The sequence below is a fragment of the Enterobacter sp. S-33 genome (genome assembly GCF_028735835.1).
Classification (GTDB): Bacteria; Pseudomonadota; Gammaproteobacteria; order Enterobacterales; family Enterobacteriaceae; genus Enterobacter; species Enterobacter vonholyi.
The window spans coordinates 1,868,649-1,890,603 of the sequence record NZ_CP117838.1 but is presented as its reverse complement, the minus strand read 5'-3'; the positions used below and the strand labels follow the sequence as shown (position 1 = coordinate 1,890,603).

The following is a 21,955-nucleotide window of genomic DNA, read 5'->3' as shown; positions in this document are numbered from 1 at the left end:
CTTAACCGACGCTGTGTTCAAGACTAATGGCGAGGAGTTTCTGGGCTTCAACGGCAAATTCCAGCGGCAGTTCAGAGAACACGTCCTTACAGAAGCCGTTAACGATCATCGAGATGGCGTCTTCTTCGCTGATCCCGCGCTGCAGGCAGTAGAAGAGCTGATCTTCCCCAATCCGTGACGTCGTCGCCTCGTGCTCAAGCTGGGCCGTATTGTTGCGGCACTCAACGTAGGGGAAGGTATGCGCCCCGCAGTCTGCGCCAATCAGCATCGAGTCACACTGGGTAAAGTTTCGTGCATTGGTGGCCGTCGGCATGATTTTCACCAGCCCGCGATAGCTGTTCTGGCTGTGCCCGGCAGAGATCCCTTTCGAGATGATGGTTGACCTGGTGTTTTTACCAATGTGAATCATCTTGGTGCCGGTGTCCGCCTGCTGATGGCCGCTGGTGAGCGCCACCGAGTAAAACTCGCCTATGGAGTTATCGCCGCGCAGGATACAGCTCGGGTATTTCCAGGTGATGGCCGAGCCGGTTTCGGACTGGGTCCACGACATCTTGCTGTTTTCGCCTTCGCACAGCGCACGCTTGGTTACGAAGTTCAGGATGCCGCCGGTATTGCCGTCGCCCGGGAACCAGTTTTGCACCGTCGAGTATTTCACCTCGGCGTCTTTATGGATAATGACCTCCACCACCGCCGCGTGCAGCTGATAGCTGTCGCGGACCGGGGCCGAGCATCCTTCGATGTAGCTGACGTAGCTGCCTTCATCCGCGACCAGAATCGTACGTTCGAACTGACCGGTTTTTTCGGCATTGATGCGGAAATAGGTCGAGAGCTCCATCGGACAGCGCACGCCTTTCGGCACGTAAATAAAGGTGCCGTCCGAGGCTACCGCCGCGTTGAGCGCCGCAAAGAAGTTGTCGTTAGAGGGCACCACGGTCCCGATGTACTTTTTCACCAGTTCCGGATGATCGTGAATCGCTTCGCCAAAGGAGCAGAAAATGATCCCCTGCTCTGCCAGCTTCTCGCGGTAGGTGGTTGCCACCGAGACGGAGTCGAAAATGGCGTCCACCGCCACCTCTTTCCCCTCACGCACGGGCACGCCCAGCTGGTTAAAGGCTTCTTCAACCTCTTTGCTGAGGAAGCTGTTTTCCGCGCCGGTTTGCTGCACCGCGCCGGGCTGTGAGGCGCAGGTGTCGTCGCAGCTACCGCATGAGGGCGCGGAGTAGTAGCTATAGTCCTGATAGTTCAGCTTGTCATAATGCGCTTTCAGCCAGTGCGGCTCTTCCATCTCCAGCCAGGCGCGGAATGCGCTCAGACGAAACTCCAGCATCCACTCGGGCTCGTTACGTTTCGCCGAGATCGCCCGCACGACATCTTCGTTAATGCCTTTTGCCAGCTCATCGGTCTGCAGCTGGGTGAAGAACCCCTCTTTATAGTTGAGGTGCCCACCGCTCCAGGTATTTACTTCACTCGTTGCTTCAGTATTACGAGACATAGTACCGCCTATACCCCAAAGCTTTCGCCGCAGCCGCATTCGTTCTGGGCTTTCGGGTTATGAAATTTGAATAACTGGTTTAAGCCCTCGCGGACGTAGTCCACTTCGGTGCCGTCAATAAACGGCATTGCCTGCAGCGCCACATACAATTTCGCACCGTCAGTCTCGAACACCAGGTCATCTTTTTCGGGTTCGGTGACGGTATCGAGCACGTAGCCGAAACCTGCGCAACCTGTCTGTTTGACACCCAAACGCACGCCGAGGATCTCGGGCTTTTTCGCCACCAGCTCGTGAATATGTGCCGCCGCCGCCGGCGTGAGCGTTAACCCGCGCCAGGCGAAATCGGCAGGATTAAAGGTTTCTGAATGCAGTTCCATAGGTCCACCTCATCTGATAAGCCATCAGGGCATAACACCATGTTAGTGATAACGATTATCACTTCAACCCTCTGTCAGCAGGGGCATTCGGCTTAACCGCCCTTTTTGCCTACTTTTATTAAGCATAGACCCTGTGAGAGGATGCAGTCAGGATGGATGTATTTGTTCAATGCATTGATTAATAATGCATTTCATCGCAGCGTTTATAACGCAGAGGAGAAAAGTAAAATATGCATCGGAAATGCCTATTTTTGAGATAGCTTTTGCGCAGAAAGTGATAAAAACAAAAAAGGCCCTCAAGGCCTCTTACACTCAGTGATGAAATGAGACAGCAAACCCCTGTTCACGCCAGTGGTCGAGCTGTTCCTGCTGGCGAGGCGTTGGGGATTTCCCCGTCCAGACGAAGATTTTTTGCCCCGGGAAAAGTTCAGGACGCGGCGAATCAATAGGTTCCGCCAGGACGTCTATGTGCCAGCCCTTCTGCGATAAGCGCGCGGCTTCCAGCCACAGGTGGGTGCGGTCATCGCATTCCCAGCCAATAAGAAGCGCGTCTTTACCGGCTTTTTTGCGGGATTCCGCCAGGCTTGCTATCGCGAATTCGATCAGGACGCCGTCAAACAGGCTCGCCATGTGACGCACGGTGTTTTGATCCTGATTCATGCGCTGCCGGACGGGAGAGAGAATATTGTCAATCAACGCATCTATCGCGTGATCGCGGCGGAATTCGCCGATTTTGGCGCGCAGCTTTGCCGGGCTGGCATAGCGCAGAACGGTCATCATCTCTTCCTGGTACGAGACCCAGTTGCCCTGAGTCAATACTTCTTTGTTTTCCAGCAAGGCTTTAACTTTTCCGACCGAGACGCCGCTTTTCATCAGGCGTTTGATCTCTTCAATACGCAGGATATCTTCATCGTCAAACTGACGATGGCCCCCTTCGCTGCGCTGCGGCTTCAACAATCCATAACGGCGCTGCCAGGCACGCAGCGTAACGGGGTTGATACCGCATCGTTCGGCCACTTCGCCGATACTGTAATAGGCCATTAACTCCCTCACGCTCAGAACTTCCATACCTAACTGCACCAACCTTATCAGATTGTACACACCATTTGTATAACTAAGACCGCATTTTGAACGGGTGAACGGGCTGCTCCTCCGTTCACCTGTTAATACATTGTTGTATAAAATTTGCCGTTCGTACAGCTAACTCTGTCCGATTGTGTACAGCTTTATCAGAACTCGAATTTTTTCTCCGGCCACGCTATAGCCGGAATACCGCCGTGTCGCGGGCTGGCAAAAAGATGTCCCTGGAACTGGGAAATACCCGCGGACTCCAGCCACATCCACTCTTCAGCCTTCTCTACTCCTACCGCGCAGAACTGGATCTCAAGCGAGGAACAGCATTTGATAATCGCCTGAATAATGGCCTGTCGGGGACCACTTTTATGCACGTTCGCCACCAGATCGCGATTAATCTTAATTCTGTCCGGCTGGAACTGCGCTAGCAGCTGTAGCCCGGCAAAACCGGCGCCAAAGTGATCGATCGTCACGCTGATACCCGCGCTTTTTAACTGCCTGACCGAGTCCGTGAAGTCATCAAAACGGGAAATGGCTTCGCTCTCGGTGAACTCCACCACAATTTGCTCGGGTACAAACCCATTGGCTTCAATCGCGGTGAGCAGGAAATCCACGGCGTTGGGAATGTTGACCAGCGTCATGGGCCGCAGGTTGAGGGATAACGTCTGGTCCTGGAGCCCCAGCGCGCTGGCCATGGACAGCGCCACCTGCTTGCTGTGTAGATCAGAGGCGTACACCTCGTCACGCGGCAGATTGGCAAAGTAATCTCCCGGAGCGCCGCCGTCAGGCGTGCGGAGAAGCGCCTCCCAGGAGACGACCTGCTGCATAAACGGATCGACTATCGGCTGGAACGCAAAGCTGCAATCCGCCCCTTTCGCGACCACCTCGGGCTGTGCAGACAAACGCGTTTCCTCGCGAACGAACTCCCAGGAATCCGCAGGCGGCAGTTCAAAATAGTTCGCTTTTTCCGTGGCCTCGACAAAGGTGCGGAAAAACTGCAGCGGGCGGTCGTTATACGTCAGCTGATAGCGTGTCGTCCCCCTGTTGAGCACCTGCTGCAGCACTTCGTCCCTGTCGAAGTTGCGCAAATCAAAAAGCTCCATGCCCACGTTGCCAAAACGCCGGACAGGTCCGTGATCGCGCATCAGCTCCACCACGTTATGGTGGCGCGGATCGTTGCAGATCTGCTCATAGATAGCAGAGACGTGTTCCACTGGCCCTTCAAGCAGCTGAAAAAAATGAGTGCCGTTAAACAGCAGGATCCCCGTGACGTTGGATTGCCGGTTTTTACTATTTGCTGCAGCGACCATGGCTTCCAGCGCTTTCACTGGAACGTCCTCGCAGATATGGCTGCGGTAAATGATGGTTGTGAGCATGCGATTCCTGGGGTTAGGGTTTTGGCCACAAAAAAGGTGGATAAGTATCATTTATAGCACATTCATTGCCTGACAAATAATTTACATCTCAATCATTTACGGCAGTTAATGAAACATTTTTCTGCGCTGTACAACTTACCAGTGTCAGACCTTTTTGTACAATATATCCTGTAACATTATCGGTTCATGCCAGTCAGCCAACTCACTGAAAATAAAGAATTTTATAAAATATATCATAAAAATATTAAAAATTTGTACATTTCATATGTACAGATTTAGGAATTGTGTATACCTTAATTGTAACGTTAGTGATTACAAAATTTTACAGGAGCGAAACATGCAGCAGAAAGGTTACGCCACAGATTCCGCAGCAGCGATCGCACAGTACTTCGAAAAGGCCGCCCTACCTACTCAACAAGAGACGCTGGGCCAGGTAGTTGTCGAAATCCTCAGCGACGGGCGAAACCTCAATCGCAAATCGCTCTGTACCAAACTGCTCAGCCGTCTCGAAAGAGCCGATGGGCCAGAAGAGGAAGAGCATTACCACATGCTGCTTGGTCTGCTCTTCGAACGGTAAGGTTATGAATAGCAGTGACGCAGACCGACTGATTGACACGCTTATCGGTGAAGCCGTTCTTTCTCTTCTGAAAGAGCGGGGGCCAGTGACAACCGAAGGCTTGCTGCAGCGTCTGCGGAGCATGAAAGAACATGAAAAGGATCCCCGGCGGCGGGAGACACTTGAGGCGGTGATTGCCGAAATTGGCTCAAACAGCATCGCCTTTACACGTCGCAGAACCGCGCAAGGACGAACGAAAAGAGAGGGACCTCTCAACGATAACAGAGACAATGTAGTGCCGTTATTTGGAAGTGGAAAACCGTCCGACCCCAAAAAAATACATTGACTGCAATTTTACAGCTACGGTGAGAACAAATGAGACAAAATATTCAGCTTCAACCCGAATACCACTCTGCTTTTTTAGACAGTGCGCTGTCGGAATACTTCCGTCACGCAGGCGATCGTTTTGCTGAAGAGTCCGCTGTTTTTTCTACTGCAGTACGCTGTGTTCTGGCCTCCGAGGGGCATCTGTCTAATAAGGCGATCATCCTCTGGCTCATTCAGACGCTGGAAGCCACTCACGACGTGGTTCAGGCGGATGTGATTCGCAAGACGCTGGAAATCGTGGTGGGTTACACGATGGACGATCTCTAAGTTCCAGCTCGCCGCGCCTCCTGACGTGTCATCGTCAAAACTGACGAACAGCTTGACGATGACACGTGCCCTCCCCGTATAACTCCCTATAATACACGCAAAGACAACCTGGCACGCTTCCTGCTTACCTCTGCATACGGGACTGGGTTTTCCAGTCAACTTTGCTTCATTTCTTAACAGGTCTGTTATTGATGAAAAAGATCGCCAGCGTCTGCCCGTACTGCGGTGCAGGCTGTAAATTGAACCTTGTCGTTGAAAATAACCGTATCATCCGTGCCGAAGCGGCAGAGGGCGTCACAAACCAGGGCACCCTATGTCTGAAAGGCTTTTACGGCTGGGACTTCCTCAACGATACCCGTCTGCTCACCCCTCGCCTCACCCAGCCCATGATCCGCTACCGCAAAGGCGAAGCATTCACCCCCGTTACCTGGGAAGAGGCGATCCGCTACACCGCCCACAGGCTCAGCAGTATTAAAGCGCAGCACGGGCCGCGGTCGATCATGACCACCGGTTCCTCTCGCGGCACCGGCAATGAAACCAACTACGTGATGCAGAAATTTGCCCGCGCGGTGCTGAACACCAACAATGTGGACTGCTGTGCGCGCGTCTGTCATGGCCCGTCCGTCGCCGGTTTACAGGAAACGCTCGGCAATGGCGCAATGAGCAACTCAATCAATGATATTGAAAACTCAAAATGCCTGCTGGTGTTTGGCTATAACTGCGCGGACTCCCACCCTATCGTTGCGCGCCGCGTGCTGAAAGCCCGTGAGAACGGCGCAAAAATTATCGTCTGCGATCCGCGGCGCATTGAAACGGCACGCATTGCCGACCAACATCTGCAGCTGAAAAACGGCAGCAACATGGCGCTGGTTAACGCCTTTGGCTATGTGTTGCTGGAAGAGGAGCTGTATGACAAAAGCTACGTGGCGCGCTTTACGGAAGGGCTTGAGGCCTACCGACAAACGGTAAAAGACTATGCGCCGGAGAAGGTCGAACATATCACCGGCATCCCCGCCCGTGACGTCCGCCAGGCGATGCGGACCTTCGCGGCGGCCCCTTCCGCTACCGTGATGTGGGGGATGGGCGTGACCCAGTTTGGTCAGGCCGTTGATGTGGTCAAAGGGCTTTCCAGCCTGGCGCTGCTGACCGGCAACCTCGGCCGCCCTGCCGTCGGCGTCGGGCCGGTACGCGGTCAAAACAACGTCCAGGGCGCCTGCGACATGGGCGTTCTGCCGAATATGTTCCCCGGCTATCAGGACGTTACCGATCCTGCGGTCAGGCAGAAGTTCGCCGATGCCTGGGGGATTGACGTCAACAAAATGGACGATCGGGTCGGGACGCGCATTACCGAGGTGCCCCACCTGGCGCTGGAAGGCAAGGTAAAGGCCTACTACATCATGGGGGAGGATCCGCTTCAGACCGAAGCCGATCTCGGCCTGGTGCGCAGCGGTTTTGAGGCGCTCGACTTTGTTGTGGTTCAGGACATCTTTATGACCAAAACGGCAGAGGTGGCGGACGTTCTGCTCCCGGCCACATCCTGGGGTGAGCACGGCGGCGTCTTTACCTGTGCCGATCGCGGCTTCCAGCGTTTTGGCAAAGCCATCGAGGCCAGCGGCAACGTGAAGCGCGACTGGGAAATCATCAGCCTGCTCGCCACCGAGATGGGCTACCCGATGCATTATGACTCCAACCAGCAGATCTGGGATGAGATGCGCGAGCTGTGCCCGCTTTTCTACGGCGTGACGTATGAAAAAATGGGCGAGATGGGCCACGTGCAGTGGCCGTGCCCGACGCTGGATCACCCCGGCACGCCGTACCTGTACAAAGACAATCAGTTCGACACCCCGAGCGGTAAAGGGCAACTCTTTGCCGCACCGTGGCGCGCGCCGGCTGAAACCCCGGATGCAGATTTCCCGCTGGTGCTGTGTACGGTACGCGAGGTGGGACATTATTCCTGTCGCTCCATGACCGGGAACTGCGCCGCGCTGCAAAGCCTGGCCGACGAGCCGGGCCGGGTGCAAATGAACCCTGCCGATGCAGAAAAGCTGGGCATTACTGACGGGCAGCTGGTCTGGGTACGTTCACGCCGCGGCAAAGTGATTACCCGCGCCAGCATCAGCGAGCGTATCAACACCGGAGCCGTTTACATGACCTATCAGTGGTGGATTGGCGCCTGCAACGAGCTGACACAGGATAACCTCGATCCCATCTCCAAAACGCCGGAAACGAAGTACTGCGCGGTGCAGCTGGAGGCGATAGAGGATCAGCGTTGGGCGGAGGACTATGCAGCGTCTGCATATCAGTCCATGAAGTCTCGGTTGATGAGTGCGGCGAACGTCTGAGGAAAATGCCGGGTGCGCTATGCGTACCCGGTAATAGTTAACGCATCTCTCACTATCTCCAGCATTTCGAAATACTTTGTTTTTTCATGCCGTGACATCCTGCATATCCGCCGTGCCGCTGAAATACTTAGCAGCAGGGCTGCTTGAAACAGACTCAGCAGGATCCACGCTATACTGAACCGCATCACTATTGACAGGTTTAATGGATAGGCGTGCACATGGCTGATGAGATGTCCCAGACGTTAATATTCGATTGTTCTTCATCCACACAACTGCTGATCGATTATCTAAAACAGGGTGCAAATCTGAAGAAAGTGCTCCCCCGCCGTCGATTAAATTATGTAGCTGGCGACGAACGCCTCTGTTATATCCTCCTCAACGGGCGCGTCATGATTCACCGCAGCAACGACGATTTAGCCATGGCAACGGTTAAGGCGCCCGCTTTGCTCGGTCTCAGTAATCTGCATTACGCTCAGATGTTCGGTTACATCAAAACCTTTAATCACTGTGAGATCGTAACCCTTAAAATGGATACTGTTTATGACATTATCAAGCATCATGAGTTATGGGAGCCGCTGGCTTATCACCTGATGGGCCTTGCAGGTAAGCTATTTCATAGCTACGAAGATATAACCGGACCTTCCGCATACAATATTGTCCGCGCCCAGCTTTATGCACTCTCAAACGAAGAAGAATCATTCAGGCAGAACATTACTGCAGAAAGGTATATCCGGGATAAAACCCACCTGTCCCGTAGCGGCGTCATGCGTATTCTTTCAGCTTTAAAAGAAGGGGGTTATATCGAAGTTGAAAGAGGTGTGCTAATCAATATGGGGAAATTGCCTGAAAGATTTTAATCTCACCGGCTGGTGATGGCCGGGCAGAAAATGATCTGACCCGGACACTGTAGCCGTCCTATAACAACGAGTTGCCCGATACTGAATTTCAGACACAAAAAAGGCCGCACTCGCGGCCCTTTTATTCTCATGTACTCAATGGACGTGAACGCCCAACCGCCAGGCAAAATAGATCTCTTCTTTTAGTTCATTCGAAGAGAGCGCCAGCAAATCTGTAAATTCCAGCTCAAGCTGTTTCAGCTTTTTCAGGTACTGCGCCGGAGACAGGTTGCTCTTATCGCGACGTAAATATTCAATTGCCAGCTGCGTTGGGGTTATTTCAGTATCCATGATGTCCTCGCTTATGTACAAAACCTGACCAGTATATCACAACCATCTGGCTAGTTTTTGACCAAAGGCAAAACATCTGAAAACTTTACACAACCGCCGTGGTCAGCCGCGACGAGCAGCACAGGCGATCCTGCTCATCGAGAATATCTATCTGCCACACCTGATGGCGGCTACCGGCGTGCAGCGCGCGGCATACACCGCGCACGCGCCCGCTGCGCACCGAACGGATATGGTTAGCATTCACCTCGAGTCCGACAACCTTCTGCTCCCCTTCGGTACAGAGATAGCCCGCCACCGAGCCCAGCGTTTCGGCCAGCACGACGGACGCTCCGCCGTGCAATAAACCAAACGGCTGATGGGTGCGACTATCGACGGGCATGGTGGCTTCAATCTCATCGTCGCCAATGCGGATGAACTGGATATCCAGCAGCCCCACCATATTCCCCTCGCCCATGGCGTTCAGCGCCTGCAGCGTCACGGCACGTTTCCAGATCATCCAATTATCTCCAGTAAAGCCTGCAATGGGTGACGTACGCCGTTACCTTCTACTCGCTTCACCTGGCTACGACAGGAGTAGCCCGTCGCCAGACAGCGGTTTCGCGGTAAACGCTGCATCGCCTGATGCCAGGACAGCTCATAGATGCCGAGCGAGTTGGCGTGATTTTTCACTTCGTGTCCGTAGGTGCCGGCCATTCCACAGCAGCCTACGCTGACGCTCTCCAGCTTCGCGCCGAACCGGGCAAAGACGGACGCCCACTGCGCGGGCGAGCCCGGCAGCGCGGTGACTTCCGTGCAGTGTCCGAACAGATACCATGGTTCCCCGCTGACATCCTGAACCGCCTTATTTTCCAGCGCCACCGGCAGCCACTCGTGCACCAGCATCACGTTGAAATCACCGCGCTTGTCGCCGAGCGTCTGCTTATATTCATCGCGATAGCAAAGCACCAGCGCCGGATCGACGCCGACCATCGGTATCCCGAGTTGCGCCACGCGGTTTAAGAAGTCAGCCGTTTTCTGCGCGGTCTTTGCAAAGCGCGTCAGGAAGCCCTTGATGTGCTGCGCCTTGCCGTTGGGTGAGAACGGCAGAACCACCGGCTGATACCCTAGCTTTTCCGACAGGCGGATGAAATCCGCGACCACCTGCGCATCGTAGTAGCTGGTAAACGGATCCTGCACCACCAGCACCATCTTCGCTTTTTGCTCAGGCGTGAGTGCCTCCAGCTGCTCCAGGGTCATGTTCGCCGAGCGGTGATCGACGAGCTGGCGCTGCAGAGACGGCACCGACAGCAGCGGCAGATCGATCATACCGATATGTTTTTCGGAGAGCTTGCGCACCAGCGGCTGGTTGATAAAGAAGTTAAAGGTCTTCGGCGCGCGCGCCATCAGCGGCGCGTAGCTTTCTACCGTTGCCACCAGATGGTCGCGCACCGGGCGGAGGTAGCGGGTATGATACAGCTGCAGGAAGCGCGAGCGGAATTCCGGCACGTCGATTTTAATCGGGCACTGGGTGGAGCAGGCTTTACAGGCCAGACAGCCGGACATCGCCTCTTTCACCTCATGTGAGAAATCATACTCGCCCTTATTGGCATGCCAGCTGTTGCGGGTGCGCTCAATCAGCGAGCGCAGGCTGGCCCGTTTTTCCGGGAGCTGCTGCTCCAGCCTGAGCGGATCGACCCCGCGATCGGCCAGCAGACGCAGCCATTCCCGCACCAGCGTCGCCCGCCCTTTCGGCGAGTGGATGCGGTCGCTGGTGATTTTCATCGACGGACACATCGGGCTTTTCACATCAAAGTTAAAGCACAGTCCGTTGCCGTTACACTCCATCGCGCCGCGCCAGGAGGAGCGCACCGCAATCGGGATCTGTCTGTCGTACGTGCCGCGCTTAACGGCATCCACCTGCAGCATTGGCGCGTCCACGCCTTCAGGCGGGCAGATTTTTCCCGGGTTGAGGCGGTTATGCGGGTCAAACGCCGCCTTCACCTTGCGCAGCTCCGCGTAGAGCTGTTCGCCGAAGAATGCCGGGCTGTATTCCGCGCGGAACCCTTTCCCGTGCTCACCCCACAGCAGGCCGCCGTATTTAGCGGTTAAGGCCACCACGTCGTCGGAGATCTGCTTCATCAGGATCTCCTGCTGCGGGTCGCACATATCCAGCGCCGGACGCACGTGCAGTACCCCGGCGTCGACGTGGCCGAACATGCCATAGCTCAGGCCGTGGCTGTCCAGCAGGGCGCGAAACTCGACGATATAATCCGCCAGATGCTCAGGCGGCACGCAGGTATCTTCGGCAAAGGGAATCGGCTTCGCCGCCCCTTTCGCATTGCCGAGCAGGCCCACGGCTTTTTTACGCATCGCATAGATACGCTCAATACCGGCCAGATCGTTACAGAGCTGCCAGCCGATCACGCCGCCTTCGCCCTGCGCAATCAGCTCATCCAGCCGCTGGCAGAGCGTGGTGACCTGGCGCTCAATCAGCTCCGCGTCGTCGCCGGCAAATTCCACGATATTGAGGCCGAGCATCTCTTTATCCGGCACGTCGGTAATGAGATCGCTGACGGAGTGCCAGACAATATCCTCCCGGGCCAGGTTGAGCACTTTGGAGTCGACCGTTTCCACCGAGAGCGCTTTAGCTTGCACCATAAACGGCGCATTGCGCAGCGCAGAGTCGAAGGAGTCATATTTGACGTTCACCAGCCGACGCACCTTCGGCAGGCGGGTGATATCCAGCCGCGCCTCGGTGATAAACGCCAGCGTCCCTTCGGAACCGGTCAGCACGCGGGTTAAATCGAACTGGGTCAGGTCGTCGTTAAAGACGTGACGCAGGTCGTACCCGGTCAGGAAGCGGTTCAGTTTGGGGAACTTATCGAGAATAAGCTGGCGGTTGTCGCGGCAGCGCTCCAGCACGGTACGATAGATGCGTCCGCTGGCGGTGTTATCTTTGCCCAGCGTTTCCGCCAGTTCGACCGGCATCGGCTGCGTATCGAGAATATCGCCGCCCAGCAGAACGGCACGCACACCCAGCACGTGATCGGAGGTTTTGCCGTAGACCAGCGAGCCCTGACCGGAGGCATCCGTGTTGATCATCCCGCCGAGGGTCGCGCGGTTACTGGTGGAAAGCTCCGGGGCAAAAAAGTAACCGTAAGGCTTGAGGTACTGGTTAAGCTGATCTTTGATAACGCCCGCTTCGACCCGCACCCACCCCTCTTCCGGGTTTATTTCAATGATACGGTTCATATAGCGCGACATATCAACAATGATGCCCTGGTTCAGCGCCTGACCGTTGGTCCCGGTGCCGCCGCCGCGCGGCGTAAAGACCAGCGAGGCAAAGCGCTCCTGCGTTGCCAGCCGGGCGATAAGCGCGACGTCGGCCGTGGAACGAGGGAAAACCACCGCATCGGGAAGAAGCTGGTAAATACTGTTATCGGTCGCCATCGTCAGCCTGTCGGCATAGTTCGTGGCGGTATCACCTGTAAAACCCTGTTGCTCCAGTGCTTGCAAAAAATTAAGCACCAGCTGAACGACGCCAGGTGCCTGAGAAATCTGTGGGATCATGACTGTCGACCCTAATTAGAGTTGTATGAAATCGTTTGCGTGTATCTTAAAAGTTTTATCACATTTTTTTCTTATAATCTCTGCTGAATTACAGGCAAAATCCGCCTGTCAAAAACCGCTGAGATCATTAATGATTAAAGAGACGCGGTTTTCCGTTCCCGCCAGTTGTACTGGCGTTCTTTTAAGGAAAGTTTCATTTATGGTCAATCTTCGCCAGCCCAGGGATGTTGCGCAAATTTTGCTGTCGGTGCTGTTTCTGGCCCTCATGATTATTGCGTGTCTGTGGATTGTTCAACCCTTTATTCTCGGCTTCGCGTGGGCTGCGACCGTTGTCGTTGCCACGTGGCCTTTGCTGCTGCGCTTGCAGAAGCTGCTGTTCGGCCGCCGCGGGTTAGCCGTGCTGGTCATGACGCTCCTGCTGTTCCTGCTGTTTATTATTCCGATTGCTCTGCTGGTCAATAGCCTGGTGGATTCCAGCGGCCCCGTTATTCGCGCCATTAGCAGCGGTGACCTGACGCTGCCGGATCTCGCCTGGCTGAACAGCATTCCGGTGGTGGGCGCCAAGCTCTACAGCGGCTGGCATAGCCTGCTGGAGATGGGCGGCAGCGCGCTGATGGCAAAAGTCCGCCCGTATATTGGCACTACCACCACCTGGTTTGTGGGTCAGGCGGCGCATATCGGCCGCTTTATGATGCACTGTACCCTGATGCTGCTCTTCAGCGCCCTGCTCTACTGGCGCGGCGAGCAGGTGGCATTAGGCGTTCGTCACTTCGCCACCCGCCTGGCGGGCAAACGCGGTGACGCTGCGGTACTGCTGGCTGCGCAGGCCGTGCGCGCGGTTGCGCTGGGCGTGGTGGTGACCGCGCTGGTGCAGGCGGTGCTGGGCGGTATCGGTCTGGCGATTTCCGGCGTACCGTACGCCACCGTGTTCACCGTTGTCATGCTGATGACCTGTCTTGCGCAACTGGGACCGCTGCTGGTGCTGGTCCCTAGTATTATCTGGCTCTACTGGACGGGTGACACCACGTGGGGAACGGTGCTGCTGGTCTGGAGCTGCGTGGTCGGCACCATGGATAACGTCATTCGTCCGATCCTCATCCGCATGGGTGCAGACCTGCCGCTGATCCTGATCCTCTCCGGAGTCATTGGCGGACTGATTGCCTTTGGCATGATCGGCCTGTTTATTGGCCCGGTGCTGCTCGCCGTCACATGGCGTCTGTTCTCCGCCTGGGTGCATGAAATTCCGCCGCCGGGAACCGACCCGGACGTGATCCTGAGCGAACTGGAAGAGCTGGAAGAGAAAAACACGCATTAAGTTTTATGCCGGGTGGCGCTAACGCGCACCCGGCCTACATTCCCCCTCACAATACTTTAACGCTGCTAAAGTATTTATTCGTTGCACACTGGTCAGACCCGCTATTCATGCACTCATTCTGCTCTTAACCTCAAGAAATCTTTACGTCTCTTTAACTATTGAGACGAATCCGATCGACGCTCAAAGATGACATGCCTACTATTAGCACACGGTTATAAATCAACACCTTGATTTATAAGCATGGAAATCCCCTGAGTGAAACAACGAATTGCTGTGTGTAGTCTTTGCCCATCTCCCACGATGGGCTTTTTTTTATCCTGACTACGCGCGCTTAATCTCACAGGCACTGAGCATCCGCCACTCCGCTGGCAGCACCCGCGTTTCCCCGGACACATTGACCGTCACCGCCTCGCGGATATCCGCCGACGATGCGCCAACCTGCAGTTCAAACTCGCCCGGCTCAACGATGCGCTTCCCGTCCCGGCGGGTAAAGTTGAACATCTCAACCGGTAGCGTAAAGCTGAGCGTGGCGGATTCGCCCGGCGAGAGCGTGACGCGCTGGAACGCCTTCAGCTCCTGAAGCGGCCGTACCTGGGTGGCGACCTTATCCCTGACGTAAACCTGCACCACCTCGCTGCCGCTGCGTTCCCCGGTATTGGCGATATCTACGCTCAGCGTCACCTCGCCGTCAACCGGCACGCTGCTTTCGGCGAGGCGGGCTGCGCCCCATCTAAAGGTCGTCCAGCCGAGGCCGAAGCCAAACGGATAACGTGAACCGAAGTGGAACGCAAACGGCGTGCCGCCGCTTTTGAGCTTGTGATTGTAGTAATACGGCATGGCCCCGGCGCTTTTCGGCACGCTCACCACCAGACGCCCCTGCGGCTCTGCGCGTCCCGTTAGCACGTCCGCAATCGCCCAGCCCCCTTCCTGCCCCGGCGCCCACGCCACCAGCAGCGCCGCGACCTTATCCTCCAGCCCCTGAAGGTTGTACGGGCGCCCGCCGGTCATCACGACGATCACCGGTTTGCCCGTCGCCACCAGCGCTTCCAGCAGCTGTTGCTGCACGCCAGGGAGGTTCAGGGAATCGGTATCGGAACCTTCCCCCACGGTGCCGCTCTGGAACAGCCCGGCAAGATCGCCCACGCAAGCCACCACCACGTCACTCTCCTGGGCGGCGTTCACGGCCTCGGGGATCAGGGCGGTACTTTGCGAGACCGGCGACTGCTGCATCGGTTTGCCGCCGCTGTCGCCCGGGAAGACCGGCGCACCCGCCATCCGTTTCTCGATAATGTGACACCCTTTGGCGTAACGGACCTGCGACGCGCCGAGGTAGTGTTCCAGGGCCGCGCGCGGGGTCGTCACCTGCGAGGTCTCTTCAACCATATCGCTGATGATCAGATGCACCGGGAAGCTGTAGCCGCTGAGTAACGCCAGCGGATCGTCTGCCGTCGGCCCCACCACCGCCACGCGGGGCTTACCGCCGAGCGGTAAAATACCGTTATTTTCCAGCAGCGTGAGCGATTTCGTCGCCACCTCCCGCGCGACCTGGCGGGTCATGTCGTTTTGCAGATCGATACCGTTCTCATCCGCGTACGGGTTTTCAAACAGCCCCAGACGGAATTTTTCCGTCAGCACGCGCGCCACGATCTCATCCACTTTCGCCATAGAGATCAGCCCGCGCTCAACGGCGTCTGCCAGATGCCGCGCGCAGTCGTCTTTCGGCAGCTCAACGTCCAGCCCCGCGTTGTACGCCAGCGCGGCGGATTCCGCCGCATCGTGGGAAATCCCGTGATGCTGGTGCAGCAGGCTGATGCCGCCGTAGTCCGCGACAATAATCCCGTCGAATCCCCACTGTTCGCGCAGGACGGTAGTCAGCAGGAAGCTGTCGCTGTGCCCCGGCTGATTGTCGATATCGTGATAGGCGGGCATCACCGACCCGGCATTGGCCAGCTTCACCGCCATTTCAAACGGCAGCAGGAAGGTGTCATTCAGCTCGCTGAACCCCAGGTGTACCGGCGCGTGGTTGCGCGCCCCTTCGCTGAACGAGTGGCCCACGTAGTGCTTGAGCGTCGCCAGCAGGTCGCGATTATCGCCCTGCAATCCTTTCACCCAGGCGGTTGCCATCACCCCCACCAGCCAGGGATCTTCCCCGAAGGTCTCTTCGGTTCGCCCCCAGCGCACGTCGCGGGAAACGTCCAGCACCGGCGCCAGCCCCTGCTGACAGCCGACGGACCGCGCCTCTTTACCGATCTGCTCTGCCGCACGCTGTACCAGTTCAGGGTCCCAGGTGGAGCCGTAGTTAAGCGACGACGGGAACAGCGTAGCGTCTTTGCACAGCAGCCCCACCAGGCACTCTTCATGGAACAAGGCCGGAATGCCGAGACGCGTCTCCTCCACCATCATGCGCTGCAGGCGGTTCGCGGCGCGCACGCCGGTTTTCGCGTCAACGATATGGGTACCGAGCGGACGGGTGATCTGCCCGACGCCCAGCTTTAGCCGTTCACTCAGCGCTGCCTGCTCGCTCACGCCGGCGAATTCATCGCTGAGGTCGCTGCGTTCGCGGTGGTTGCCGTTTTCATCGAGGATCAGCCAGTAGGCATGCATCTGGGCGAACTTCTCTTCCGGGGTCATACGCGCCAGTAAATCGGCGACGCGCTCGTGCACGGGACGTCCCGCGTCCTTATAGATATCTGTCATGTTTTACTCCTGTAGTGCGGAAGGGGTTGCCGGGCTGAGCTGCCCCGCTTCGGGTCTGACTTCACGTTTGCTGGCCAGCTCACGGGCGATGGAATCCACCAGCCGGCTGTTAAGCTTGTAGATGGCCAGCAGCGCGACCATGCAGAGGAACAGCGCGCAAGGGATGAGGGTGAACAGCGCGTTGATGGTCGAGAGAACGCCTGGCGCCTGGGTTGCCTGTCCCGGGGCGTAATCCACCATGCCAAGCACCCAGCCGACCACCGCGCCGCCCAGCGCCAGGCCGAATTTGATGGCAAACAGCGCGGTGGAGAAGACCAGCCCGTCCAGACGACGGCCGCTGCGATGCTCCTCGTAGTCGACCACATCGGAGAACATGGTCCACTGCAGCGGCGTGGTGAGGTTTTGAATAAAGCTAAAGACGATGTTGAGGCCAAAGATCAGCCACACCTGCGAAGGCGGCAGGAAGAAAATCAGCGCACCAAAAATCACGAAGGAAATTATCGTCCACTGATAGGCGCGCACGCGGTCAAATTTTCCCAGCAGCCGTTCAGATAATAATGCGCCGCTTAAGGAGGCCACCATGCCGGAAACAATAAAGGCAAAAACCAGATCCGGGCGCAACAGCACATAGTTCACGTAATACATCGTGGCGGAACCGCGCGTCACCACCGCCGTTAACAGCAAAATATTAAACAGGAAAACAATGCGCCACTGGCTGTTCCCGGCCAGCAGTTTTAAATCGGTGAGCATCGAGCCGGAGGTATCATTGCGCGGCGAATAGCGCTCGCGGGTCATCAGGAAACAGCAGAAGAACAGAACGATTCCCAGCAGGCCCATCAGACTCATGGCATAGAAATAGCCTTTCTGCACGTTGCCCTGGCCTAACAATGAGACCAGCGGCAGGGCAATAACCGTCACAATCAACCCGCCGATAAACGACAGGCCAAAACGCCACGACTGCAGGGAGTGACGCTCGCGCGGATCCAGCGTCAGCGCGCCGGGCATGGCGCAGTAAGGCACGTTAATCGCGGAGTAAATCAGGCTTAAAATTGCGTAGGTCACGCAGGCATAGACGATTTTCGCCGTCGGCCCCACGTCCGGTACATAAAAAGTGATAAGGCAGCTTACGCCAAACGGGATGGCGAACCACAGCAGCCAGGGACGGAAACGTCCGTGACGCGTCTGTGTGCGGTCAACCAGCGCGCCAATGCACGGGTCGACAAATGCATCGACCACGCGCACCACTAAAAACATGGTGCCCATAATTGCGGCGGGAAGCCCAAAAACGTCCGTATAGAAATAAGCGAGAAATAAGGTTGCCGTTTGCCAGACCAGTGCGCTGGCCATATCACCTAAGCCATAACCTATTTTATCTTTGGTACGCAATACAGAGGAAAGTGTCATTGTTATTTGCCTTTTTATCAGGTTAAAACGTATTTCAACCAGTTGCGCATCACCTGAAGGGAAATGCGCAGTAAGGCTCAAGTATTAGCAACGCGTTGCGCGCTAACAATTGTCTAAATTAACAGGCAAATTATGATATTTAGTTTTTTACTTTATTTGTGATGGGGAGCAAATAACAAATGAAATAAAAAAGGCGAGGAATAATATCCTCGCCTTTTCGGGTCAGCGTGGCGTTACTTGTTCAGTTCCGCCAGGCTCAGCCAGGTTTGCACCACCGTATCCGGGTTCAGGGACAGGCTATCGATCCCCTCTTCCATCAGCCAGGCGGCAAAGTCTTCATGGTCGGATGGACCCTGACCGCAAATCCCGACGTATTTGCCCTGCTTCTTCGCCGCGCGAATGGACATAGAAAGCAGCGCCTTCACCGCCTCGTTACGCTCATCGAACAGCTCGGAGACCACGCCGGAGTCACGGTCCAGACCCAGCGTCAGCTGCGTCATGTCGTTCGAGCCGATAGAGAAGCCGTCGAAATGTTCCAGGAACTGCTCGGCCAACAGGGCGTTGGACGGGATTTCGCACATCATGATGATCTTCAGCCCGTTCTCGCCGCGCTTCAGACCCTGACGCGCCAGCTCGTCAACAACGGCTTTCGCCTGATCGACGGTACGCACAAACGGGATCATGATTTCGACGTTGGTCAGCCCCATGTCGTTGCGCACGCGCTTCACCGCCTCGCACTCCAGCGCGAAACAGTCGCGGAAGCTGTCGGACACGTAGCGTCCGGCCCCGCGGAAGCCCAGCATCGGGTTCTCTTCTTCCGGCTCGTAGCGCTCGCCGCCTACCAGGTTGGCGTATTCGTTAGACTTAAAGTCAGACAGACGCACAATCACGCGTTTCGGATAGAAAGCGGCGCCGAGCGTCGCGATCCCTTCGGTCAGACGGCCGACGTAGAACTCTTTCGGCGAGTCGTAGCCTTTCATCATCTCGCGGATTTCGTTCTGCAGCTTTGGATCCTGGTCGTCAAACTCAAGCAGCGCACGCGGGTGAACGCCGATCATACGGTTGATGATAAATTCCAGGCGCGCCAGGCCTACGCCTTCGTTCGGCAGGCAGGCGAAGTCGAACGCGCGGTCCGGGTTACCGACGTTCATCATGATCTTCAGCGGCAGATCCGGCATGGTGTCCACGCTGGAGCTCTTCACGCTGAAGTCGAGGATATCGGCATACACATAGCCGGTATCGCCTTCGGCACAGGAAACGGTCACGTTCTGGCCGTCCTTCATGCGCTCGGTGGCATCACCGCAGCCGACAACCGCAGGAATACCCAGCTCGCGGGCAATGATCGCCGCGTGGCAGGTACGACCGCCGCGGTTGGTGACGATAGCCGCCGCTTTCTTCATGATCGGTTCCCAGTCCGGGTCGGTCATGTCGGTCACCAGCACGTCGCCGGGCTCAATACGGTTCATCTCGCTGATGTCGTGGATCACTTTAACCGGACCGGCACCGATGCGGTGACCGATAGCACGGCCTTCCGCCACGATTTTGCCCTGGGCGTGCAGCGTATAACGCTCCATCACCTGACCGCGAGAGCGGACGGTTTCCGGACGCGCCTGCACGATAAACAGCTTGCCGGTGTTACCGTCTTTCGCCCATTCGATGTCCATCGGACGGCCGTAGTGTTTTTCGATCTGCACCGCCTGCTTCGCCAGCTCCTGAACTTCAGCGTCGGTCAGGGAGAAGCGGTCGCGCTGTTCCTGCGGTACGTCTTCAATTTTAACCTGCTTGCCATGCTCCTGCGTCGGGGCATAGATCATGCGGATTTTCTTTGAACCCATGGTGCGGCGCACCACCGCCGGACGGCCAGCGGCCAGCGTAGGCTTATGAACATAGAATTCGTCAGGGTTAACCGCACCCTGCACAACCATCTCACCCAGACCCCACGCAGAGGTGATAAACACCACCTGGTCGAAGCCGGATTCAGTATCTATGGAGAACATCACGCCGGATGAACCCACGTCCGAGCGCACCATGCGCTGTACGCCAGCGGAGAGCGCCACGCCGCGATGGTCGTAGCCCTGATGCACGCGATAGGAGATGGCACGGTCGTTGAACAGGGAAGCAAACACGTGCTTCACCGCCACCAGCACCGCATCGTAACCCTGGACGTTCAGGAAGGTTTCCTGCTGTCCGGCAAACGAGGCGTCCGGCATATCTTCCGCGGTCGCAGAGGAACGTACGGCAAAGGAGGCCTGCGCATCGTCAGCGGAGAGCTGGTTGTACGCGTCGTGAATGGCTTTTTCCAGTTCCGGCTGGAAAGGTGTGTCGATGATCCACTGGCGGATCTGCGCCCCGGCTTTGGCAAGCTCGGTGACGTCATCAATATCCGTTTTATCCAGCAGGTCGTAAATGCGCTGGTTAACACCGCTCTGGTCTAAAAACAGGTTAAAGGCATCGGCGGTGGTGGCAAACCCGTTCGGTACGGAGACACCCATACCCGAGAGGTTTGTAATCATTTCACCCAGGGAGGCATTTTTGCCCCCAACTCTGTCTACATCATTCATGCCGAGTTGGTTATACCAAAGCACCAGCGGTGACGAGCCATTGTTGGACATCGAAACAATCCTTTTGTGATATTTGATCGGAGTAAGTAACACCTGACTACGTTTTTATACTGGCATATTTATTTCCGCTAAAAAAACGGTGAATCGTGTAAGCAATTTAAAATTTCAACTTTTCGGATACTTTCCCATCAACGATTAACCCGATGATTCCTCTATATTCAGCCAGAAACCCCAAAAATAAAGTCGCTATTTGAAAAATGAAATCCACTTTTCAGGAAAATCAAAAACAGTGTTTCACTCATAATTAGGATAAGTTCTTTGCTGTGTAAATTACTTTTTTAATTTATGCTTTCAGACAATTACGTCTGATATTCAGGGTGGGTAAAATGGATAGTGCTGTCGATCGTCACGTTTTTTATATTTCTGATGGTACGGCGATCACCGCCGAGGTGCTGGGCCACGCGGTGATGTCGCAGTTTCCCGTATCGATCAACAGCATTACGCTGCCGTTTGTCGAAAATGAGAGCCGCGCCAAAGCGGTGAAGGACCAGATCGACGCCATTTACCAGCAGACCGGCGTCCGCCCGCTGGTGTTCTACTCCATCGTGATCCCCGAGATTCGCTCCATCATTCTGCAGAGCGAAGGCTTCTGCCAGGATATTGTGCAGGCGCTGGTGGCTCCGCTGCAAAGCGAGCTGAAGCTCGACCCGACCCCTATCGCCCACCGTACCCACGGGCTGAACCCCGGCAACCTGACCAAGTACGACGCGCGTATTGCCGCCATCGATTACACCCTCGCGCACGACGACGGTATCTCGCTGCGCAATCTCGACCAGGCGCAGGTGATCCTGCTTGGCGTGTCGCGCTGCGGCAAAACGCCGACCAGCCTCTACCTGGCGATGCAGTTCGGCATTCGCGCCGCCAACTACCCGTTTATCGCTGACGATATGGATAACCTGGTGCTGCCCGCTGCCCTCAAGCCGCTGCAGCACAAGCTGTTCGGGCTGACCATTAATCCGGAGCGCCTTGCCGCTATCCGCGAAGAGCGCCGCGAGAACAGCCGCTACGCCTCCATGCGCCAGTGCCGGATGGAGGTCTCCGAAGTGGAAGCCCTGTACCGCAAAAATCAGATCCCATGGCTGAACAGCACCAACTATTCGGTGGAAGAAATTGCCACCAAAATTCTCGACATCATGGGGCTAAACCGCCGCATGTACTAATATGCTAGTACATTAACTCAGATTCAGGTATCATCATCGGCAACCACGGGGCGGTGTCGCCCCGAACTTGAAATCAGCAGGGATTGGTTTAAGGTGATGCCCATCACTTCCCGGTAGTCTGCCGATGAAGCAAAAATTTTCTGAGACATTC

The 21,955-nt window shown here is 56.1% G+C and carries 17 protein-coding genes and 1 other RNA gene; 8 read left to right on the top strand and 10 right to left on the bottom strand.

Going from position 1 to position 21,955, the window contains the following annotated elements:
• Position 1 precedes the first annotated feature (1 nt).
• The 4 genes from sufB to PUP35_RS08925 all read right to left on the bottom strand — a co-directional run bounded on the left by sufB (position 2) and on the right by PUP35_RS08925 (position 4,319).
• Entirely contained in the window at positions 2-1,492 is a 1,491-nt protein-coding gene (sufB, locus tag PUP35_RS08940) for a Fe-S cluster assembly protein SufB (protein ID WP_111965634.1), read from the bottom strand.
• A gap of 8 nt (positions 1,493-1,500) precedes the next feature.
• Positions 1,501-1,869 (bottom strand): Fe-S cluster assembly scaffold SufA, encoded by a 369-nt coding sequence (gene sufA, locus PUP35_RS08935; RefSeq protein ID WP_008500631.1) that lies wholly within the window; start codon positions 1,867-1,869, stop codon positions 1,501-1,503.
• A gap of 312 nt (positions 1,870-2,181) precedes the next feature.
• Positions 2,182-2,910, bottom strand: a complete 729-nt coding sequence (locus PUP35_RS08930) for a MerR family transcriptional regulator (RefSeq protein WP_115874844.1) — start codon at positions 2,908-2,910, stop codon at positions 2,182-2,184.
• A gap of 188 nt (positions 2,911-3,098) precedes the next feature.
• The gene (locus tag PUP35_RS08925; RefSeq protein ID WP_274242851.1) at positions 3,099-4,319 is read right to left on the bottom strand and encodes a diguanylate phosphodiesterase; all 1,221 of its coding nucleotides are present in this window, start codon (positions 4,317-4,319) and stop codon (positions 3,099-3,101) included.
• Between the two features lie 337 nt (positions 4,320-4,656).
• Between PUP35_RS08925 and ycgZ the strand changes: the two genes are divergently transcribed.
• The 5 genes from ycgZ (at position 4,657) to PUP35_RS08900 (ending at position 8,728) form a co-directional block, all read left to right on the top strand.
• A complete protein-coding gene (gene ycgZ / locus PUP35_RS08920; RefSeq protein WP_029739771.1) occupies positions 4,657-4,896 on the top strand; it encodes a regulatory protein YcgZ in 240 nt (79 codons plus the stop codon).
• 4 nt (positions 4,897-4,900) lie between these two features.
• Positions 4,901-5,221, top strand: coding sequence for a hypothetical protein (locus PUP35_RS08915; protein ID WP_271367724.1), 321 nt, complete (start codon positions 4,901-4,903; stop codon positions 5,219-5,221).
• Positions 5,222-5,250: 29 nt separating this feature from the next.
• Positions 5,251-5,529 carry a biofilm/acid-resistance regulator YmgB/AriR gene (locus PUP35_RS08910; RefSeq protein WP_023311323.1) on the top strand — a complete coding sequence of 93 codons (279 nt, stop codon included), beginning with the start codon at positions 5,251-5,253 and terminating at the stop codon, positions 5,527-5,529.
• 191 nt (positions 5,530-5,720) lie between these two features.
• Positions 5,721-7,871, top strand: coding sequence for a formate dehydrogenase subunit alpha (gene fdhF, locus PUP35_RS08905; RefSeq protein ID WP_127730498.1), 2,151 nt, complete (start codon positions 5,721-5,723; stop codon positions 7,869-7,871).
• A gap of 218 nt (positions 7,872-8,089) precedes the next feature.
• Positions 8,090-8,728 carry a winged helix-turn-helix transcriptional regulator gene (locus PUP35_RS08900; RefSeq protein WP_274242845.1) on the top strand — a complete coding sequence of 213 codons (639 nt, stop codon included), beginning with the start codon at positions 8,090-8,092 and terminating at the stop codon, positions 8,726-8,728.
• Between the two features lie 135 nt (positions 8,729-8,863).
• Here PUP35_RS08900 and PUP35_RS08895 read toward each other — a convergent pair whose 3' ends face one another.
• From PUP35_RS08895 to ydiJ, 3 genes are all read right to left on the bottom strand, one after another.
• Positions 8,864-9,058, bottom strand: a complete 195-nt coding sequence (locus PUP35_RS08895) for a YdiH family protein (RefSeq protein ID WP_003857766.1) — start codon at positions 9,056-9,058, stop codon at positions 8,864-8,866.
• A gap of 85 nt (positions 9,059-9,143) precedes the next feature.
• The gene (gene menI / locus PUP35_RS08890) at positions 9,144-9,554 is read right to left on the bottom strand and encodes a 1,4-dihydroxy-2-naphthoyl-CoA hydrolase (protein ID WP_023311321.1); all 411 of its coding nucleotides are present in this window, start codon (positions 9,552-9,554) and stop codon (positions 9,144-9,146) included.
• Positions 9,551-12,607, bottom strand: a complete 3,057-nt coding sequence (gene ydiJ / locus PUP35_RS08885; RefSeq protein ID WP_274242840.1) for a D-2-hydroxyglutarate dehydrogenase YdiJ — start codon at positions 12,605-12,607, stop codon at positions 9,551-9,553. Before ydiJ ends, menI begins: the two co-directional genes overlap by 4 nt.
• Before the next feature lie 199 nt (positions 12,608-12,806).
• On the opposite strand from ydiJ, the gene ydiK reads away from it, so the two are divergent.
• Both ydiK and rprA read left to right on the top strand, forming a co-directional pair.
• Positions 12,807-13,922: an AI-2E family transporter YdiK gene (gene ydiK, locus PUP35_RS08880; protein ID WP_045910283.1), complete on the top strand. Its 1,116-nt coding sequence runs from the start codon at positions 12,807-12,809 to the stop codon at positions 13,920-13,922.
• Positions 13,923-14,130: 208 nt separating this feature from the next.
• Positions 14,131-14,238: antisense sRNA RprA (gene rprA / locus PUP35_RS08875), an RNA gene on the top strand.
• Between the two features lie 5 nt (positions 14,239-14,243).
• On the opposite strand, the gene PUP35_RS08870 is transcribed toward rprA, so the two are convergent.
• From PUP35_RS08870 to ppsA, 3 genes are all read right to left on the bottom strand, one after another.
• Positions 14,244-16,619, bottom strand: coding sequence for a glycoside hydrolase family 3 N-terminal domain-containing protein (locus PUP35_RS08870; protein WP_274242835.1), 2,376 nt, complete (start codon positions 16,617-16,619; stop codon positions 14,244-14,246).
• A 3-nt stretch (positions 16,620-16,622) separates the two neighbouring features.
• Entirely contained in the window at positions 16,623-18,023 is a 1,401-nt protein-coding gene (locus PUP35_RS08865; RefSeq protein ID WP_048977420.1) for an MFS transporter, read from the bottom strand.
• Positions 18,024-18,256: 233 nt separating this feature from the next.
• Positions 18,257-20,635, bottom strand: coding sequence for a phosphoenolpyruvate synthase (ppsA, locus tag PUP35_RS08860; RefSeq protein ID WP_023311316.1), 2,379 nt, complete (start codon positions 20,633-20,635; stop codon positions 18,257-18,259).
• 335 nt (positions 20,636-20,970) lie between these two features.
• On the opposite strand from ppsA, the gene ppsR reads away from it, so the two are divergent.
• Positions 20,971-21,804, top strand: coding sequence for a posphoenolpyruvate synthetase regulatory kinase/phosphorylase PpsR (gene ppsR / locus PUP35_RS08855; RefSeq protein WP_023311315.1), 834 nt, complete (start codon positions 20,971-20,973; stop codon positions 21,802-21,804).
• Positions 21,805-21,955 lie beyond the last annotated feature (151 nt).

What these genes read in the sequence shown, in the direction of transcription:
- PUP35_RS08925 (WP_274242851.1), bottom strand. Translation starts at nt 4,319, where the DNA reads ATGCTCACAACCATCATTTACCGCAGCCATATCTGCGAGGACGTTCCA.
- sufB (WP_111965634.1), bottom strand. Translation starts at nt 1,492, where the DNA reads ATGTCTCGTAATACTGAAGCAACGAGTGAAGTAAATACCTGGAGCGGT.
- sufA (WP_008500631.1), bottom strand. Translation starts at nt 1,869, where the DNA reads ATGGAACTGCATTCAGAAACCTTTAATCCTGCCGATTTCGCCTGGCGC.
- PUP35_RS08895 (WP_003857766.1), bottom strand. Translation starts at nt 9,058, where the DNA reads ATGGATACTGAAATAACCCCAACGCAGCTGGCAATTGAATATTTACGT.
- PUP35_RS08930 (WP_115874844.1), bottom strand. Translation starts at nt 2,910, where the DNA reads ATGGCCTATTACAGTATCGGCGAAGTGGCCGAACGATGCGGTATCAAC.
- ppsR (WP_023311315.1), top strand. Translation starts at nt 20,971, where the DNA reads ATGGATAGTGCTGTCGATCGTCACGTTTTTTATATTTCTGATGGTACG.
- PUP35_RS08910 (WP_023311323.1), top strand. Translation starts at nt 5,251, where the DNA reads ATGAGACAAAATATTCAGCTTCAACCCGAATACCACTCTGCTTTTTTA.
- fdhF (WP_127730498.1), top strand. Translation starts at nt 5,721, where the DNA reads ATGAAAAAGATCGCCAGCGTCTGCCCGTACTGCGGTGCAGGCTGTAAA.
- ppsA (WP_023311316.1), bottom strand. Translation starts at nt 20,635, where the DNA reads ATGTCCAACAATGGCTCGTCACCGCTGGTGCTTTGGTATAACCAACTC.
- PUP35_RS08865 (WP_048977420.1), bottom strand. Translation starts at nt 18,023, where the DNA reads ATGACACTTTCCTCTGTATTGCGTACCAAAGATAAAATAGGTTATGGC.
- PUP35_RS08900 (WP_274242845.1), top strand. Translation starts at nt 8,090, where the DNA reads ATGGCTGATGAGATGTCCCAGACGTTAATATTCGATTGTTCTTCATCC.
- menI (WP_023311321.1), bottom strand. Translation starts at nt 9,554, where the DNA reads ATGATCTGGAAACGTGCCGTGACGCTGCAGGCGCTGAACGCCATGGGC.
- PUP35_RS08915 (WP_271367724.1), top strand. Translation starts at nt 4,901, where the DNA reads ATGAATAGCAGTGACGCAGACCGACTGATTGACACGCTTATCGGTGAA.
- PUP35_RS08870 (WP_274242835.1), bottom strand. Translation starts at nt 16,619, where the DNA reads ATGACAGATATCTATAAGGACGCGGGACGTCCCGTGCACGAGCGCGTC.
- ydiJ (WP_274242840.1), bottom strand. Translation starts at nt 12,607, where the DNA reads ATGATCCCACAGATTTCTCAGGCACCTGGCGTCGTTCAGCTGGTGCTT.
- ycgZ (WP_029739771.1), top strand. Translation starts at nt 4,657, where the DNA reads ATGCAGCAGAAAGGTTACGCCACAGATTCCGCAGCAGCGATCGCACAG.
- ydiK (WP_045910283.1), top strand. Translation starts at nt 12,807, where the DNA reads ATGGTCAATCTTCGCCAGCCCAGGGATGTTGCGCAAATTTTGCTGTCG.